This is a genomic window from Cobetia sp. MB87, assembly GCF_011319755.1.
Lineage (GTDB): Bacteria > Pseudomonadota > Gammaproteobacteria > Pseudomonadales > Halomonadaceae > Cobetia.
The window spans coordinates 38,925-55,417 of sequence record NZ_VFBC01000004.1 but is presented as its reverse complement, the minus strand read 5'-3'; the positions used below and the strand labels follow the sequence as shown (position 1 = coordinate 55,417).

Sequence of the window (16,493 nt, the reverse complement as noted above, 5' to 3'; positions counted from 1 at the left end):
CTCCGACGAGGGCTTTTTCATGTCTTGCGTCGCTCAAGCGACGCCGCCAACCGGCCATCCGACCGCTGACGTTTAACCGTAGACCTGGTCCGTGCTGGTCAGCGGGTAGTGCGCCGGGTACGGCTTGCGCGCCACACCGGAATCGATGGCCGCCTGGGCCACGGCTGCCGGCAGACGCTCGAGCAGACGCGAGTCCATCGGCGTCGGGATGATGTAACCCGGGCCGAATTCGAGGCTGTCGATCTCGTAGGCATCCAGCACATCCTGGCTGACCGGCTCACGCGCCAGGTCTTTCAGGGCGTGAACGGCGGCCAGCTTCATCTCTTCGTTGATGCGGGTCGCGCGCACGTCCAGCGCGCCACGGAAGATGAACGGGAAGCCCAGCACGTTGTTGACCTGGTTCGGGTAGTCGGAACGACCTGTCGCCATGATGACGTCCGGGCGTGCTTCGCGAGCGGTATCCGGGTGAATCTCCGGGTCCGGGTTGGAGCAGGCGAAGACGATCGGATTGGCAGACATCTTCTTGAGCTGCTCTGCCTTGAGCAGATTCGGACCGGACAGACCGACGAAGACGTCGGCGCCATCGATGGCGTCGTCCAGCGTGCGCAGCTCGGTCTCGGTGGCGAACATCGCCTTGTACTGGTTCAGGTCGTCCCGGCCGCTGTGGATCACGCCCTTGCGGTCGAGCATGAAGATGTTCTCGACCTTGGCACCACTGGCCACCAGCAGCTTCATGCAGGCGATGGCGGCAGCGCCGGCGCCCAGGCAGACGATACGCGCGTCTTCCAGCTTCTTGCCGGCGATATCCAGAGCGTTGAGCATGCCGGCCGCGGTGACGATGGCGGTACCGTGCTGATCGTCATGGAAGACCGGGATGTTGCACTGTTCGATCAGCGCCTGTTCGACTTCGAAGCACTCCGGTGCCTTGATGTCTTCCAGGTTGATGCCACCGTAGGTGGTGTGGATGCGACGCACAGTGTCGATGAAGGCCTGCGGACTTTCCGCATCCACTTCGACATCGACGGAGTTGATGCCAGCGAAGCGCTTGAACAGCACGCCCTTGCCTTCCATGACCGGCTTGGAAGCCAGCGGCCCCAGGTTGCCCAGGCCAAGGATGGCAGTCCCGTCAGAGATGACGGCGACCAGATTGCCCTTGCCAGTGTACAGGTAGGCATTTTCCGGGTCGGCGGCGATTTCGCGGCACGGCTCGGCAACGCCCGGGCTGTAGGCCAGCGCCAGGTGCTTGGCGGTCTCGGTCGGCTTGGTCAGCTCGATGGAGAGCTTTCCGGGAATCGGTTCGGCGTGATATTGCAGTGCTGCTTTCTTCATGGCATCAGACATGCGTGTCATCCGGTATTTTGGCGGGGGGTTGGCTGCTCCAGAATATAGAAAAAGACACCTCTGAACAACCGACGCAACTTGCTGTTATGCATGACTTTAAAACGATCGTTTAAAAAATGTTTTAGCCATTCGTCTAACGTTATGGATGCCCTGCCCAGCCATAAACCTTTGCTTATCGCTGGCCGTCTTTCGCGCCGATTTCAGCCCGAGATGACGCCACGATTCGTGCAAGTTCCTCGATTTTCGGCCGCTCACTGACCCAGCCCGCCATTCCGGCGCGCTTGATGCAGAGACAGAGCAGAAAAAGTGCCAAATCGGAAACAATCTTTCCTTTCAGCAAGCGCAGGGGTGACGTCTTACCAAGGGCATCCCGGACCGGCAGGCGTGGTCGCGACTCTCTTCAGAGTGACCTGAATGACAGGCACAAAAAAACCCGCTCGTGAGCGGGTTTTTCGTCCATGGCGCTGCAAGATGCGCAGCGCCATGAAAGCGACAAGCAGCTGAAGGTATCAGCGCTTGATGGCAGCACCGAAACGCTTGTTGAAGCGCTCGACGCGACCACCGGTGGTAGCCTGCTTCTGCTTGCCGGTGTAGAACGGGTGGCACTCGGAGCACACGTCAAGCGCGAAAGTCTGCTTGGAAGTGGTACCGATTTCGTGCTGCGCGCCGCAGGAGCAAGTTGCGGTCTGGCGCTGGTAGTCCGGATGGATACCCTGTTTCATGATGTGTAACCTCAGGTCGCTGTGCACCGCCACCTGATCACTTGCCAGGCACCGTACACGGGTTTTGGATTGAACCGGTCATTCCGCCGTTTCCGACGGAAGGCCGCGCATTTTACCAGTCATCTGCCGCAAGACCAAACTTTGTACCGTTTATTGCGGGCAACACTCTGTAGACTGCGTGCCACGGCATATTCCCGTTTTTCTGAACGCCTCATATCACCTCATATCCGGATACCTTGCGTGCCTGACACTACCGACAAGACTGCGACTCACCTGCCGGGACGTGTGCTGGGCATCGCGATTCCCGGCCCGCTGCGCGACCTGTTCGACTACCTGCCATCCCGCCAGCCGCCTCGCCACGGCTGGCAGGTGGGCCTGCGCGTGCGCGTCGAATTCGGGCGTCGCCAGCTGGTCGGGGTGATCGCCGAGCTGCGCAGCGACTCAAGTTTCCCCATCGACAAGCTCAAGCCTGTCAGCGAAGTCATCGATGACGAACCGCTGCCGGCCGACTGGTTATGGATATGTCAGTTTACCGCACGCTATTACCAGCACTCGCTCGGCGATACCTTTGCCCAGGCGATGCCCTCGCTGCTGCGTCAGGGGCGCGCCCTGGAGGCGCGTACCCGTGAACGCTGGACGCTGACCGACAAAGGGCGCGCCACCGAGCCGGCAAGCCTGGGGCGAGCCACCCGCCAGATCGCGCTGCTGGAGCTGCTCGCGCAGCATCGCCATGGCCTGGTGCACAGCGCCATCACCGCACAGGGCTTCACCCGCCAGCAGCTGGAGACCCTGCGCGGCCGCGGCTACATCGAATCGCGCGAGGAGCCGGTGACCGGCGCCACGCCGGAGCAGGCCAGTAAGGGTGTACTCGCTGAGCCCAGCCTTGCCCTCAATGATGAACAGGGCCGTGCCCTCTCGCGCCTGCACGACGGTCTGAGTCACTTCTCACCCACGCTGCTGGAAGGCGTGACCGGTTCCGGCAAGACCGAGGTCTACCTGCAGCTGATCGAGGCGGTGCTGGACCGCGGCGGCCAGGCGCTGGTGCTGGTACCCGAGATCGGCCTGACGCCGCAGACACTGGAGCGCTTCCGCAAGCGCTTTCGCGTACCGCAGGTAATGCTGCACTCCGGTGTCAGCGATGGCGAACGTCTCGATGGCTTCGAAGCCGCCCGCAGCGGCCGGGCACGCATCGTGATCGGTACCCGCTCCGCCATCTTCACGCCGATGGCAAGCCTCGGGGTGATCATCGTCGACGAGGAGCACGATGGCTCCTTCAAGCAACAGGACGGGCTGCGCTATCACGCCCGCGATCTGGCGCTGGTGCGCGGCAAGCAGGAAGGCATACCCGTGGTGCTCGGCAGCGCCACGCCGTCTCTGGAAAGCCTGCGCCATGCCCGCGAGGGACGCTTCACGCACCTGCACCTGCTCAAGCGCGCCGGCCGCAGCCAGCCGGCGCGCCTGCACCCCGTCGACCTGCGCGGCCGCATGACGCTGGGCGGCCTCTCGACCCAGAGTCTGGAGGCCATCGAGAAACGCCTCGCCCAGGGCGATCAGGTACTGGTGTTCATCAATCGACGCGGCTTCGCGCCGACCCTGACCTGCCATGCCTGTGGCTGGATCGCCGAATGCGACAATTGCGATGCCCGCATGACCTTGCATCGTCATCCGCCCCAGTTGACCTGCCACCACTGCGAGCGCACCCGACCACTGCCGGATGCCTGCCCGGCCTGTGGCAGTGGCGACGTTCGCCCGCAGGGCGCAGGCACCGAGCGCACAGAAGAGCTGCTCGGCGAGAAATTCCCCGACGTACCGGTACTACGCATCGACCGCGACAGCACCCAGCGCAAGGACGCCATGAGCGAGGCGCTGGCAGTGATTCGACGCGGCGAGCCCTGCCTGCTGGTCGGCACCCAGATGCTGGCCAAGGGCCACCACTTTCCCCACGTCACCCTGGTGGTGGTGGTCAACGCCGACAGCGGCCTCTATGCCGCCGACTTCCGCGCGCTTGAGCAGTCCGCCCAGCTGCTGGTGCAGGTCGCGGGGCGGGCCGGACGCGCCGAACGCCCCGGTGAGGTACTGATCCAGACCCGCCATCCGGAAGACCCCAACCTGCTGACACTGATCCAGGCCGGCTATCCACAGCTGGCCGGCGAGCTGCTGGAGGAGCGCCGCATCGCCCAGCTGCCGCCGTTCAGCCATCTGGCGCTGCTGCGCGCCGAGGCCACAGACCAGCAACAGGTCGAACAGTGGCTGTTGAAGGTCGGTGGTGCCCTGCGTCAGCACCTCGAGGCTGCCAATCTCAAGGCGGATTGCCTCGGCCCGGTGCCCGCACCGATGGAGCGTCGCCAGAATCGCTATCACGCCCAATTGCTGTTGCGCTGTGCGAAACGCGGCCCATTGCATGAAGCGGCGGCCTGGCTGGTGACGCTCTGCGAGCAGGACCGCGACGCACGCCGCCTGCGCTGGTCGCTGGATGTCGATCCCATCGGCATGGCCTGAGTGATACCCAAGCGGTGTGACAGCCCTCCACGCCACTTGCGACGAACTGACCACTATCCCTGCAGGGCGCGGAATGCGGCGCGATTGATCACGACGGTTTATGCAAGCCGCAGGATCGGTGATAATGCCCGCCATCGTGCAGCATCATCCGCACTCCCCCATTGCCCGCAGGCCTGATGCCTGCAACCGCTTGCTGTATGGCACGCGGTGCGACCCGAGCCGTGAAGAGACCGATATTCCATGAAAGAGACGATCATCGAACTGCTGGGCCAGGCCCTGGAAACCCTCAAGGCCGACGGCACCCTGCCCGCCGACGCCAGCCCGCAGATCAAGGTCGACCCGACCAAGGACAAGAGCCACGGCGACTACGCCAGCAATCTGGCGATGATGACGTCCAAGGCCGCCGGCATGAAGCCGCGCGATCTGGCCGAGAAGCTGATCGCGGCGCTGCCGGCCTCCGATGCCGTCTCCAAGGTCGAGATCGCCGGCCCCGGTTTCCTGAACTTCTTCGCTGACACCGGTGCGGTAGCCGACATCGTGCGTCGCGTCTTCAGTGAAAGCGACAGCTTCGGTCACAGCGACGTGGGTGCCGGCGAGAAGGTGCAGGTCGAGTTCGTCTCCGCCAACCCGACCGGCCCGCTGCACGTCGGTCACGGCCGCGGGGCCGCGGTCGGCGACGTGCTGTGCCGCCTGCTGGCCGCCACCGGTCACGACGTCACACGCGAGTTCTACTACAACGACGCCGGCGCCCAGATCAACAATCTGGCGCTCTCCGTCCAGGCGCGCGCCAAGGGCCTGGGCCCGGACGATGCCAGCTGGCCGGCCGATGGCTATCGCGGTGACTACATCAGCGAACTGGCCGCCTCCTACATGGCCGGCGATACCGTCGAAGCCGACGGCAAGCAGGTGACCGGCGCCGCGGATAGCGATGACCTGGAGGCCATCCGCGTCTTCTCCGTCGCCTACCTGCGCCACGAGCAGGATCTCGACCTCAAGGCCTTCGGCGTCGAATTCGATGTCTACTTCCTCGAGTCCTCGCTCTACCGCGACGGCAAGGTCGAGGAGACGGTCAAGCGCCTGGTCGACAACGGCTACACCTATGAAGACGACGGCGCCCTGTGGCTGCGTACCACCGACTTCGGTGATGACAAGGACCGCGTGATGCGCAAGCGTGACGGCGGTTACACCTACTTCCTGCCCGACGTCGCCTACCACCTCGACAAGTGGCAGCGTGGCTTCACCCAGGTCATCAACGAGCAGGGTGCCGATCACCACTCCACCGTGACCCGCGTGCGCGCCGGTCTGCAGGCTCTGCAGGCGGACATCCCCAAGGGCTGGCCGGACTATGTGCTGCACCAGATGGTCACCGTGATGCGCTCCGGCGAGGAAGTGAAGCTGTCCAAGCGTGCCGGCAGCTACGTGACCCTGCGCGACCTGATCGAGGAAGTCGGCCGCGACGCGACCCGTTACTTCCTGGCAGCACGTCGCGCCGACTCCCAGCTGACGTTCGACATCGACCTGGCGCGCTCCCAGTCCAATGACAACCCGGTCTACTACATCCAGTACGCCCATGCCCGCGTGCACAGCGTGCTGCGCAAGGCCAGCCGCGAAGAGAAGCCCTTCGACGAAGCCCTGGCCATGGCGCAGCTCTCCCTGCTGACCAGCGACCAGGAAAAGGCCGTGATGAATCGCATGGCACAGTTCCCGGACGTCGTCGCCCACGCCGCCAAGGTGCGCGAGCCGCAGCAGGTCGCCCAGTACCTGCAGGACCTCTCCTCCGACTTCCATACCTGCTACAACGCGGTGAAGGTGATGGTCGAGGACGACGCGACCCGCAATGCGCGCATGGCGCTGGGTCTGGCGACCGCTCAGGTCATCCGCAACGGCCTGGCCCTGCTGGGTGTCAGCGCTCCCGAGGAGATGTAAGCCATGGCTGCTCGCCGCCCCGCCAACAAGAAGCCCGCCTCCCGTCAGGGGGCGAGCCCCCGTCGGCAACCCGCTGCCAGCCAGAGTCGTGGTCTGCCCGGCTGGCTGTGGGGCATCATCGGTCTGATCGCCGGCTTCGCTCTCGCGCAGTACTTCGAGAAACAGGCCCCGCGTCTGCCGGTCGCGGCCATCGTGCCCAAGGCCAACACGCAGCAGAACGGACAGCAGAACGGGCAGCAGGCCGCCAAGCAGGGCAACCAGCAGCAGAAGGAAGCCGCCGAAGAGTCGGCCGGCAACATGCCGACCTTCGAGTTCTACACCCTGCTGCCGGAAACCGAGGTGATCGCGCCCAAGGTGGATGAGTACAAGTCCACGCCGCGTCCGGGCAGCGCCGAGAGCACCAAGAAGTCCGAGGCCTCGCTGACCAACTACATGTTGCAGGCGGCGTCCTTCCGCGAGATGAGCGATGCCAGGAAGCTGGCCGGCAAGCTCAAGGACCTTGGCCTGCTGGCCAAGGTCAGTGACGTCAATGCCTCCGGCGGTACCGTCTGGCACCGGGTGCAGGTCGGTCCCTACAAGGACACCCGCGAGCTCAATCGCGCCCAGGACCTGATGAACACCCAGGGTATCGAGCCCCTGTTGATCAAGCTGCAATAAGCCAGGCGTGAGTCAGGTGACAGACGGGCCCGCTCATCCCTTGAGCGGGCCCGTTGCATGAGGGCACAGGCCAGCGCCGCTCGCCGTCAACGCTGAGTCGCCGATGACTTGAAACCCGTATCAGCGCCCCCATCTACAGCATTCCGGTGAGAATCCGGCCCGCACGCCGCCGATCAGGCAGCGCAGGGCCGCGGCAGGCAGCGACAATCGCCAGCCTGACGCTCACCACCCGTTTTACGCGACGAGGCCACGGCCTCGTCTGCCCAGAAATGCCATGCCCGGCCCCGTTCACCTTATTCCAATCGCCGGCATGCTCTCTCAGGAGTTATCCATGACCACGATCGTCTCCGTGCGTCGTAACGGCCAGGTCGCCCTGGCTGGTGACGGCCAGGTATCCCTTGGCAACACTGTCATGAAAGGCAACGCCGCCAAGGTGCGTCGTCTGTATCGCAATCAGGTGCTGGCCGGTTTCGCCGGTGGTACCGCCGATGCCTTCACGCTGTTCGAACGCTTCGAAGCGCAGCTCGAGAAGTATCAGGGCCAGCTGGTGAAGTCCGCCGTGGAGCTTGCCAAGGAGTGGCGCTCAGACCGCGCCCTGCGCAAGCTTGAGGCCATGCTGGTGGTCGCCGACAAGCACGCCTCCTTGATCATCACCGGCAACGGTGATGTGGTCGAGCCCGAGCACGGCGTGCTGGCCATCGGCTCCGGTGGCAACTACGCCGAAGCCGCTGCCCGCGCCCTGATCGAGAATACCGAGCTTTCCGCCCGCGAGATCACCGAGAAGTCCATCTCCATCGCGGCCGATATCTGCGTCTTCACCAACCACAATGCCATCATCGAGGAGCTGTCCTGAGATGTCCCAGATGACCCCGAAGGAAATCGTCAACGCCCTCGATCAGCACATCGTCGGTCAGCCTGAAGCCAAGCGCGCCGTGGCGGTTGCCATGCGCAACCGCTGGCGCCGCATGCAGCTCGATGACGACCTGCGTCCGGAAGTCACGCCGAAGAACATCCTGATGATCGGCCCGACCGGTGTCGGCAAGACCGAGATCGCTCGTCGTCTGGCCAAGCTGGCCGGCGCGCCCTTCCTCAAGATCGAGGCGACGAAGTTCACTGAGGTCGGCTATGTCGGCCGTGATGTGGAATCCATCATCCGCGACCTGGTCGAGGTCGCGATGAAGCTGGTGCGCGAAGACGCCATGAAGGAAGTGCGCGACAAGGCCGAGGATGCCGCCGAAGAGCGCATCCTCGACGCCCTGCTGCCGCGTGTACGTGGCGAAGAGTACGACGCTGCCGCCAACAACAGCAGCACGCGCCAGATGTTCCGCAAGAAGCTGCGCGAAGGCCAGCTGGACGACAAGGAAATCGACATCGAGCTGAGCCCGGCCAGCCAGAGTCTCGATTTCGCCACCCCGCCGGGGATGGAAGAGATGACCAGCCAGCTGCAATCCATGTTCTCCAACATGGGCAAGCAGCAGAAAGAGAGCCGTCGCATCACCGTCAAGGAAGCGCTCAAGCTGGTTCACGAGGAAGAAGCGGCCAGAATGGTCAGCGATGAAGACCTCAAGAGCCGTGCCATCGAGGCCGTCGAACAGAACGGCATCGTCTTCCTGGACGAGATCGACAAGGTTGCCAAGCGTGGCGAATCCGGCAGTGGCGGCGATGTGTCCCGTGAAGGCGTGCAGCGCGATCTGCTGCCGCTGATCGAGGGCTCCACCGTGTCCACCAAGCACGGCATGGTCAAGACCGACCACATCCTGTTCATCGCTTCCGGTGCCTTCCACCTGTCCAAGCCGTCGGACATGATTCCGGAGCTGCAGGGCCGTCTGCCGATCCGTGTCGAGCTCAACGCCCTGACGCCGGAAGACTTCAAGCGCATCCTGACCGAGCCATCCGCCGCCCTGATCCGTCAGTACAAGGCATTGCTGGCGACCGAAGGCGTCGAGTTGAGCTTCGCGGATGACGCCATCGAGCGCATCGCGCAGATCGCCTATCAGGTCAACGAAGGCACCGAGAACATCGGCGCCCGTCGCCTGCACACCGTGATGGAGCGTCTGCTGGAAGAGATCTCCTACGAGGGTGGCGATCAGCCAGGCGAACTAAAGGTCGATGCCGCCTACGTCGATGCCCGTCTGGGTGATCTGGCGCGTGATGAAGACCTGTCGCGCTACATCCTCTGACGACACGCTCACGCGCCTGACAGCCCCTCATGGAAGCCAGACCCGTTCCTGAGGGGACTTCTGACGCCCGATCCGGCTTGGCCCGGATCGGGCGTCAGTGCATCATGCGCACAAGACATATCGACCGGCCAAGCGCCGCGCTCGACGCCTATTGCCTTCGCCATGCCGCCCAGCACCCACGCCACCGCGCGGCATGCAAGCCCGAGGATGCCCCGATGAGCCACGACACCCCCAAGGACGCCGCCGCGTCCCACGACGCTGATACCAGCGGCCAGCAGCGCGACTACCGCCTCAACGAGCGCCATGCCCGCAATGGCGAAGAGGCCCCGGTACCGACACGCGTGCACTACCACAAGTCAGAGCGCGAACTGGAGCTGGGCTACGCCGATGGTCAGAGCTTCCGCCTGAGCACCGAATTCCTGCGCGTGATGTCGCCATCGGCGGAAGTGCGTGGCCACGGTGTCGGCCAGGAAACCCTGCAGGTCGGCATGCGCTACGTCGGGCTGGCCAACATCACCCAGAGCGGTCGCTACGCGCTGAAGCTGCACTTCGATGATGGCCATGACAGCGGCCTGTATACCTGGGAATACCTGTGGGAACTGGCCAATCGCCGCGACGCCATGTGGGCCTACTACCTGCGTCAGCTGGAAGAGGCCGGCGCCTCGCGCGAGCCACTGGGCATTCCGCTCAACCAGCTGTAAGCCACTGATGCCAATGGGCGCGGCAAGATGTCCGAGTCGACGTCTTGCCAAAAGACAGTCCGCTGGCCAGCGGTTACAATCGAGCCACTGCGAAAGCTCACCATATCGTGCTGACGTCGCCACGGCGGCGTCACAACAGGGGAAGTCATGGACAAGCGTACGACTCACTTCGGTTATCAGGAAGTTGCCGTGGACGAGAAGGCAGGCCGCGTCGCGGATGTCTTCCACAGTGTCGCCGCCAAGTACGACGTGATGAATGACCTGATGTCGTTCGGCATCCACCGTCTGTGGAAGCGCATCACCCTGGAGCGTGCCGGCGCCCGTCCCGGTCAGTCGGTGTTGGACATCGCCGGCGGCACCGGCGACCTGACGCTGAAGTTCTCGCGTCTGGTCGGCCCGAAAGGCCGCGTGGTGCTCGCCGACATCAATGCCTCGATGCTCAACGTCGGCCGCGACAAGCTGCTCGACCGTGGCGTCGGCGGCAACGTCGAATACGTGCAGGCCAATGCCGAGGCACTGCCCTTCCCGGACAACACCTTCGACATCATCACCATCGCCTTCGGGCTGCGCAACGTCACCGACCAGGCCAAGGCCCTGCGCTCCATGCAGCGCATCCTCAAGCCGGGCGGCCGCCTGCTGGTGCTGGAATTCTCCAAGCCGGTCAATCCGCTGCTCTCCACCGCCTATGACCAGTACAGCTTCCGGCTGCTGCCCAAGATGGGCGAGATGGTCGCCGGCGACGCCGACTCCTACCGTTACCTGGCCGAGTCAATCCGCATGCACCCGGACCAGAAGACGCTGGCCGGCATGATGGAAGAGGCCGGTCTCGAGCGCGTCGAGTACACCAACCTGACGGGCGGCATCGTCGCGTTGCACCGCGGTATCAAGCTCTGAGGCTGTCATGGCATTGCTGACCCCCCTGCTGTTGGCGACCGCTGAGCGGACGCTGAATCAGCTGCTCGCTCGCGACCCGGCCTCGACGTCGCGCCTGAATGCACTGGCAGGCCGACGCCTGCTGGTGCGTGTCGAACGCCCCGCCTTCGACCTGCTGGTGCATTTCGACCTGCAGGGCCTGCACCTGTTGCGCCTGCCCCAGGCCAACGAGAGCGATGGCGATGTGGTAGTGGAGCTCGACATGGAGACCGCCGCCGCCCTGCTGTCGGGTGAATCCATCGAGCGCCTGATGTTCGAGGGTCGCCTCGCCGTGCGTGGGCGTATCCATCTGCTGGAGAGCGCCCGTGACCTGGTGATGGACCTCGACCTGGATTGGGAAGGCGCGCTCAGTGAGTGGTTCGGCGAAGCCCCCGGCCATAGCCTGGCCAGCGGCCTGCGCAGTCTCGGGCGTTTCGGCCTGATCAGCCGCCGCGAGCTGGAACTGGACCTGCGCGAGTACCTCACCGAGGAAGCGCGCTGGCTGCCCGGTCAGGCGCAGATGCGTGTCGCGCGCGACGAGCTGACCGAGCTGACCCAGTGTCTGGATCGCACCGAAGCGCGTCTGGCGCGGCTGCGCCGTCATCTCGAGGCCGCCACCTCTCATCAACCTGCCGAGCAGGAGTGCCAGCCGTCGTGAGACTCTATCGCCTGCTGAGCATCCTGTGGGTCATCGCCCGCTACCGCCTCGACGACCTGGTGCCGCCGGGGCGCGTGCCGGCCCTGCTGCGCCCGCTGCTCAAGCTGTCGCCGCTGCGACTGTTCCCCATCGGCAGACGCACGCGTGGCGAGCGTCTGCGTCTGGCACTCGAGGCCCTCGGCCCGATCTTCATCAAGTTCGGCCAGATGCTTTCGACGCGCCGCGATCTGCTGCCGCCGGACATCGCCGACGAACTCAAGCGCCTGCAGGATCAGGTGCCGCCGTTCGAGAACCAGGTCGCGCGTGAGCTGGTCGAGCAGGAACTCGAGATGTCGGTCGAGGAAGCCTTCGCCGAATTCGAGGCCCAGCCTCTGGCCTCAGCCTCCATCGCCCAGGTCCACGCGGCACGCCTGCACGATGGCTCGGATGTGGTGGTCAAGGTCATACGGCCGCGCATCGAGGAAGTGATGCGCAAGGACATCGGCCTGCTCTACATGTTCGCGCGTCTGTTGATGAAGGTCTCGCCGGAAGCCCGTCGCCTGCGGCCGGTCGAGGTCGTCGCCGACTACGAGGCGACGCTGTTCGACGAACTCGACATGCACAAGGAGGCCGCCAACACCTCCCAGCTCAAGCGCAATTTCCTCGACTCGCCGCTGCTCTACGTCCCGACCATCCACTGGCCACTGACGCGCCGCCGCGTGATGGTGCAGGAACGCATCCGCGGCATTCCGGTCGCCGATATCGAGGAGCTGACCGCGCAGGGCACCGACCTCAAGAAGCTGGCCGAACGCGGCGTGGAGATCTTCTTCACCCAAGTATTCCGTGACAACTTCTTCCACGCCGACATGCACCCCGGCAATATCTTCGTCTCGCGCGAGAACCCGCACGACCCGCAGTTCATCGCCATCGACTGCGGTATCGTCGGCAGCCTCACCCGCGAGGACCAGGATTATCTGGCCCGCAACCTGCTGGCCTTCTTCCGCCAGGATTACTATGAGGTCGCGGCGCTGCACATCGAGTCCGGCTGGGTCGGCGAAGGCACGCGCGCCAACGAGTTTGCCGCGGCCATCCGCGCCGTCTGCGAGCCGATTCTCGAGAAGCCGCTCAAGGACATCAGTTTCGGCCAGGTACTGCTGGGTCTGTTCCAGACCGCGCGCCGCTTCAACATGGAAGTCCAGCCGCAGCTGGTGTTGCTGCAGAAGACTCTGCTCAACATCGAGGGCCTGGGCCGCCAGCTGTATCCAGACCTCGACCTGTGGGCCACCGCCCGTCCCTATCTGGAGCGCTGGATGAAGGAGCGCGCCGGTCCCAAGGCGTTCTGGGCTGAAATGGTCAAGCAGGCCCCGGAGCTGTCGCATCAGCTGCCTCAGCTGCCGGCGATGGCCTTCCAGGCCATGGAGCGCATCGAGGAAGAGCATCGCGCCCGTCAGCGCCAGACAGAGGCCATCACCACACTGCGCGACCGGGTAAATCACGCCTCAAGCACCAGCTGGCGGCTGCGTGCAGGCCTGCTGCTGGTGGCCGGTGCCTTCGGCTGGCAGCCCCTGATGGCCTGGGCACAGACCCAGCCCGTGGCAGTACTGGTGGGCGCAGGACTGGGAATCGTGTTATTGCTGTGGCGCTAGTCCGCAGACAGGCATGATGGCCTGTCTGGCTAGGCGCGCAACGAAACTTGCCGCTCCATGGGACGCAGTGCAATATGAATGACATATAACACTTGCATCCTGAGTCGCCTGCCCACGCCGTGCCGTTTGCCATGCAGGCGTGCCGTCAGCGCAGAACTCGATGACTTAACGCAAGACCCAAGCTTTCAGGAATGATGATTCATGAGTGATATTCTCAACCGTCTGTCAGTGGTACTGGCAGAACGGCGCGACGCTGACCCGACCTCCTCCTATGTCGCGAGCCTGCATCACAAGGGCCTCAACAAGGTACTGGAGAAGATTGGTGAAGAGGCGACCGAAACCGTACTGGCCGCCAAGGATTTCGCTCACGACGACGTGGACTCGCAGCGTGCCGTGATCGGTGAGACCGCTGACCTGTGGTTCCATTCACTGGTCATGCTGTCGCACCTGGGGCTGGATCATCAGGAAGTGCTGGATGAGCTGGCACGCCGCTTCGGTGTTTCCGGTCATGATGAAAAGGCCGCTCGCGGCCAGTGAAGGACCCGTATTCTTCCGGCGCAAGTCGGCTTTCCGGCAGCGGTGCCAGCACCCTGCAAGTCTCAAGGCCCAATGACCCGGTGTCGGCGGCCCAAATGGAGAATTTCCCATGTTAGGTGGCATCAGTATCTGGCAGCTTCTCATCGTGCTCGGCATCATCATCCTGATCTTCGGGACCAAGAAGCTGCGCAACGTCGGCTCTGATCTCGGCGGTGCCGTGAAGGGCTTCAAGGGCGCGATGAAGGAAGAAGAGAAGAAGAGCGACGAGCCGACTGCCCAGCAGAAGGTCGCGCATGAGGAAAAGCGTGGCGACACCATCGATGTCGAGGCCGAGAGCCGCGATACCGCTGACAAGCGCTCGTAACCCGCATGTTCGATATCGGCTTTTTTGAACTGGCATTGATCGCGCTGCTGGCGCTGATCGTGCTCGGCCCGGAGCGTCTGCCCCGGGCCGCCCGCACTGCGGGTCTGTGGCTGGGACGCATCAAGCGCAGTGTCTCGGGCATTCAGCAGGAAATCAGTGCCCAGCTGGAAGCCGAGGAACTGCGTCAGACGCTCAACGAGCAGAAGAAGCAGCTCGATGAGACGCTCGCTCATGCGCGCAACGAGGCACGCGATGTCGAGCGTGGCATCACCGAATCCAGCACGCCCCGCGATGCAGGCGCTCCCGGCGCTGCCCCCAGCCCCCTTCCTGCCGAGAATGGTGCGCCGGCCACTGAGCCGGGCACTGCTTCCGACACCCGTGAATCACGAGAGCCACGTACCTGATGAGTGATCCACATGCCTCACCGTCAGGTGGTCAGGGCGACGCCGCACATGCGCCGCTCATCGAGCACCTGATCGAGCTACGCTCGCGCTTGCTGCGCGCCACCCTGGTGGTGCTGGTGGTCTTCGCCGCGCTGTACGGCTTCTCCAACCAGATCTACCTGTATGTCGCCGAACCGCTGATGGCATTGCTGCCACCGGGTTCACAGATGATCGCCACCGAAGTGGCCTCGCCCTTCCTGGCGCCCTTCAAGCTGACATTGGTGGTGGCGCTGTTCCTGGCGATTCCCGCCGTGCTCTATCAGGCCTGGGCGTTCATCGCGCCGGGCCTCTATGAGAACGAGAAGGCATTGGCGCTACCGCTGCTGGCTTCCAGCATCCTGCTGTTCTATGCCGGTGCGGCCTTCGCCTACTATGTCGTCTTCCCGCTGCTGTTCCAGTTCTTCACCACCACGGGCCCCGAGAACGTGGCGATCATGACGGACATCAATCAGTACCTGAATTTCGTCCTCAAGCTGTTCTTCGCCTTCGGGGTGGCCTTCGAGATTCCCATCGCCACCTTCCTGCTGATCTGGACCGGCGCGACCACGGTGGAGGCGCTGAGCAAGAAGCGCCCCTATATCGTGATCGCCTGCTTCGTGGTCGGCATGTTGCTGACACCGCCGGACGTGATCTCGCAGTCTCTGCTGGCGATTCCGATGTGGCTGCTGTTCGAGGTCGGCATTCTGGCCTCGCGCCTCTTCAAGCGTCGGCGTGCAGCCTCAGACGATGAGGCCTCGCAGGAAACGCCCTGAACGTGGCTGCCTGCAATCGGGTATTCGAGAATCCGGGCACCAGAAACAGAGCATCAGAACCAGAGCATCAGAAACAGAAAGCCCCGCCGGTAACCCGGCGGGGCTTTCTGTTTCCAGGGGCTTTCTGTTTCCAAGGGCTTATGCTTCCAAGGAACTTGCTCGCACCAGGCGCGCTCTATCACGACAGACGCCCTGGCGTATCGAGATCAGCCCTGCTCGGCGGCGCGCGCCTTGTCGTCCTCGATCCAGCTATCGATGCGCTCGACCAGCTTGAAGATGCCCTGGGCCGCTTCGCTGATGCGCTCCGCCAGCAGATAGGCCGGGGTGGTGACGACACGGTTGGCGGCGTCGACGACGATGTCCGTCACCTCGCAGCTCTTGTGCAGACCGCCCTGGGCGCTGATCGCCCCGGAGACACTGGCATCGTTGCCAATGGTGACCGAGATGCCCTCACCCAGCAGCTTGGGCACCATCACCGGCGCGATGCACATCACGCCGATCGGCTTGCCGGCCGCATGGAAGGGCTGCACCGCTTCCTGCAGGCCAGCGACGAGTTCGAGATCTTCGCCCTTGACGGCAAAGTCACACAGATTCTTGGCGGCGCCGAAGCCACCGGGCAGGATCAGCGCATCGAAGTCGTCCGCTGACAGCTCTTCCAGCGGGCGCACCTTGCCACGTGCCAGACGCGCGGACTCGACCAGCACGTTGCGGGTCTCCTCCATCTCGTCGCCAGTGCCGTGATTGATCACATGATGCTGCGCGATATCCGGTGCAAAGCATTCATAGGCAATGCCCAGCTGATCGAGACGCAGCAGCGTCAGGGTAGTTTCATAGATCTCGGAGCCATCAAAGACACCGCAACCGGAAAGGATCAGGGCTACCTGCTTGGTCATGGGTTACTCCATTGACGATGAGCTGTGCGCGGCGATTGCCGGACAGGTCAGAAAAGACTAATACAAGCGCGTGACTGATTCGAATGCCGAGCCTCATTTCATGCCCGGCATCACGCCAGGCGCGAGACGCTTCAGCGGCAGCGAAGATGCGCGGCCGCCACGCGGCAGACAGTGACAGGCGTGCAGGCGAGGCATGTCACTGCGCATCCCCTCAAGACTATGGGCGGCCCTGGCACAACTCAAGTGCCGCCCATAGTCCACTCGGATGTCATCAAGACGCTGG

Annotated in this window: 16 protein-coding genes; 13 read left to right on the top strand and 3 right to left on the bottom strand. The window is 63.9% G+C overall.

Annotated features, from left to right (window positions below; all coding sequences use genetic code 11):
• Positions 1-72: 72 nt before the first annotated feature.
• Complete coding sequence (locus CDPAHKCJ_RS02870; protein ID WP_043333076.1) at positions 73-1,341, bottom strand: malic enzyme-like NAD(P)-binding protein; 1,269 nt, start codon at positions 1,339-1,341, stop codon at positions 73-75.
• Between the two features lie 509 nt (positions 1,342-1,850).
• The gene (gene rpmE / locus CDPAHKCJ_RS02865; RefSeq protein ID WP_054556509.1) at positions 1,851-2,063 is read right to left on the bottom strand and encodes a 50S ribosomal protein L31; all 213 of its coding nucleotides are present in this window, start codon (positions 2,061-2,063) and stop codon (positions 1,851-1,853) included.
• A gap of 240 nt (positions 2,064-2,303) precedes the next feature.
• Between rpmE and CDPAHKCJ_RS02860 the strand changes: the two genes are divergently transcribed.
• The 13 genes from CDPAHKCJ_RS02860 (at position 2,304) to tatC (ending at position 15,317) form a co-directional block, all read left to right on the top strand.
• Positions 2,304-4,562, top strand: a complete 2,259-nt coding sequence (locus CDPAHKCJ_RS02860) for a primosomal protein N' (RefSeq protein ID WP_346773887.1) — start codon at positions 2,304-2,306, stop codon at positions 4,560-4,562.
• A 240-nt stretch (positions 4,563-4,802) separates the two neighbouring features.
• Positions 4,803-6,488 (top strand): arginine--tRNA ligase, encoded by a 1,686-nt coding sequence (gene argS, locus CDPAHKCJ_RS02855; RefSeq protein WP_166018635.1) that lies wholly within the window; start codon positions 4,803-4,805, stop codon positions 6,486-6,488.
• 3 nt (positions 6,489-6,491) lie between these two features.
• Entirely contained in the window at positions 6,492-7,145 is a 654-nt protein-coding gene (locus tag CDPAHKCJ_RS02850) for an SPOR domain-containing protein (RefSeq protein WP_166018634.1), read from the top strand.
• A gap of 331 nt (positions 7,146-7,476) precedes the next feature.
• Positions 7,477-7,998, top strand: coding sequence for an ATP-dependent protease subunit HslV (gene hslV / locus CDPAHKCJ_RS02845; RefSeq protein WP_043332970.1), 522 nt, complete (start codon positions 7,477-7,479; stop codon positions 7,996-7,998).
• Position 7,999: 1 nt separating this feature from the next.
• Positions 8,000-9,325, top strand: a complete 1,326-nt coding sequence (gene hslU, locus CDPAHKCJ_RS02840; RefSeq protein WP_043332972.1) for an ATP-dependent protease ATPase subunit HslU — start codon at positions 8,000-8,002, stop codon at positions 9,323-9,325.
• A 341-nt stretch (positions 9,326-9,666) separates the two neighbouring features.
• A complete protein-coding gene (locus CDPAHKCJ_RS02835; RefSeq protein ID WP_233593664.1) occupies positions 9,667-10,026 on the top strand; it encodes a DUF971 domain-containing protein in 360 nt (119 codons plus the stop codon).
• 147 nt (positions 10,027-10,173) lie between these two features.
• On the top strand, positions 10,174-10,920 hold the full coding sequence (gene ubiE / locus CDPAHKCJ_RS02830; protein WP_043332974.1) for a bifunctional demethylmenaquinone methyltransferase/2-methoxy-6-polyprenyl-1,4-benzoquinol methylase UbiE: 747 nt from the start codon (positions 10,174-10,176) through the stop codon (positions 10,918-10,920).
• Between the two features lie 7 nt (positions 10,921-10,927).
• On the top strand, positions 10,928-11,596 hold the full coding sequence (locus tag CDPAHKCJ_RS02825; protein ID WP_166018632.1) for an SCP2 sterol-binding domain-containing protein: 669 nt from the start codon (positions 10,928-10,930) through the stop codon (positions 11,594-11,596).
• The gene (gene ubiB, locus CDPAHKCJ_RS02820; RefSeq protein ID WP_166018631.1) at positions 11,593-13,221 is read left to right on the top strand and encodes a ubiquinone biosynthesis regulatory protein kinase UbiB; all 1,629 of its coding nucleotides are present in this window, start codon (positions 11,593-11,595) and stop codon (positions 13,219-13,221) included. The genes CDPAHKCJ_RS02825 and ubiB overlap by 4 nt, the downstream gene beginning before the upstream one ends.
• A gap of 201 nt (positions 13,222-13,422) precedes the next feature.
• Entirely contained in the window at positions 13,423-13,758 is a 336-nt protein-coding gene (locus CDPAHKCJ_RS02815) for a phosphoribosyl-ATP diphosphatase (protein ID WP_043332980.1), read from the top strand.
• Positions 13,759-13,867: 109 nt separating this feature from the next.
• Entirely contained in the window at positions 13,868-14,122 is a 255-nt protein-coding gene (gene tatA, locus CDPAHKCJ_RS02810; protein ID WP_043332981.1) for a Sec-independent protein translocase subunit TatA, read from the top strand.
• 5 nt (positions 14,123-14,127) lie between these two features.
• Positions 14,128-14,526, top strand: coding sequence for a Sec-independent protein translocase protein TatB (tatB, locus tag CDPAHKCJ_RS02805; RefSeq protein WP_166018630.1), 399 nt, complete (start codon positions 14,128-14,130; stop codon positions 14,524-14,526).
• Complete coding sequence (gene tatC, locus CDPAHKCJ_RS02800; RefSeq protein ID WP_166018629.1) at positions 14,526-15,317, top strand: twin-arginine translocase subunit TatC; 792 nt, start codon at positions 14,526-14,528, stop codon at positions 15,315-15,317. The genes tatB and tatC overlap by 1 nt, the downstream gene beginning before the upstream one ends.
• 206 nt (positions 15,318-15,523) lie before the next feature.
• Here the strand turns inward: tatC and elbB are convergent, their stop codons facing one another.
• The gene (elbB, locus tag CDPAHKCJ_RS02795) at positions 15,524-16,210 is read right to left on the bottom strand and encodes an isoprenoid biosynthesis glyoxalase ElbB (protein ID WP_166018628.1); all 687 of its coding nucleotides are present in this window, start codon (positions 16,208-16,210) and stop codon (positions 15,524-15,526) included.
• Positions 16,211-16,493 lie beyond the last annotated feature (283 nt).

Bases quoted from the DNA above. Each gene is read 5' to 3' on its own strand.
- hslU (WP_043332972.1), top strand. From the start codon at position 8,000: ATGTCCCAGATGACCCCGAAGGAAATCGTCAACGCCCTCGATCAGCAC.
- CDPAHKCJ_RS02870 (WP_043333076.1), bottom strand. From the start codon at position 1,341: ATGTCTGATGCCATGAAGAAAGCAGCACTGCAATATCACGCCGAACCG.
- ubiE (WP_043332974.1), top strand. From the start codon at position 10,174: ATGGACAAGCGTACGACTCACTTCGGTTATCAGGAAGTTGCCGTGGAC.
- CDPAHKCJ_RS02815 (WP_043332980.1), top strand. From the start codon at position 13,423: ATGAGTGATATTCTCAACCGTCTGTCAGTGGTACTGGCAGAACGGCGC.
- hslV (WP_043332970.1), top strand. From the start codon at position 7,477: ATGACCACGATCGTCTCCGTGCGTCGTAACGGCCAGGTCGCCCTGGCT.
- argS (WP_166018635.1), top strand. From the start codon at position 4,803: ATGAAAGAGACGATCATCGAACTGCTGGGCCAGGCCCTGGAAACCCTC.
- tatB (WP_166018630.1), top strand. From the start codon at position 14,128: ATGTTCGATATCGGCTTTTTTGAACTGGCATTGATCGCGCTGCTGGCG.
- tatA (WP_043332981.1), top strand. From the start codon at position 13,868: ATGTTAGGTGGCATCAGTATCTGGCAGCTTCTCATCGTGCTCGGCATC.
- CDPAHKCJ_RS02825 (WP_166018632.1), top strand. From the start codon at position 10,928: ATGGCATTGCTGACCCCCCTGCTGTTGGCGACCGCTGAGCGGACGCTG.
- elbB (WP_166018628.1), bottom strand. From the start codon at position 16,210: ATGACCAAGCAGGTAGCCCTGATCCTTTCCGGTTGCGGTGTCTTTGAT.
- tatC (WP_166018629.1), top strand. From the start codon at position 14,526: ATGAGTGATCCACATGCCTCACCGTCAGGTGGTCAGGGCGACGCCGCA.
- CDPAHKCJ_RS02850 (WP_166018634.1), top strand. From the start codon at position 6,492: ATGGCTGCTCGCCGCCCCGCCAACAAGAAGCCCGCCTCCCGTCAGGGG.
- rpmE (WP_054556509.1), bottom strand. From the start codon at position 2,063: ATGAAACAGGGTATCCATCCGGACTACCAGCGCCAGACCGCAACTTGC.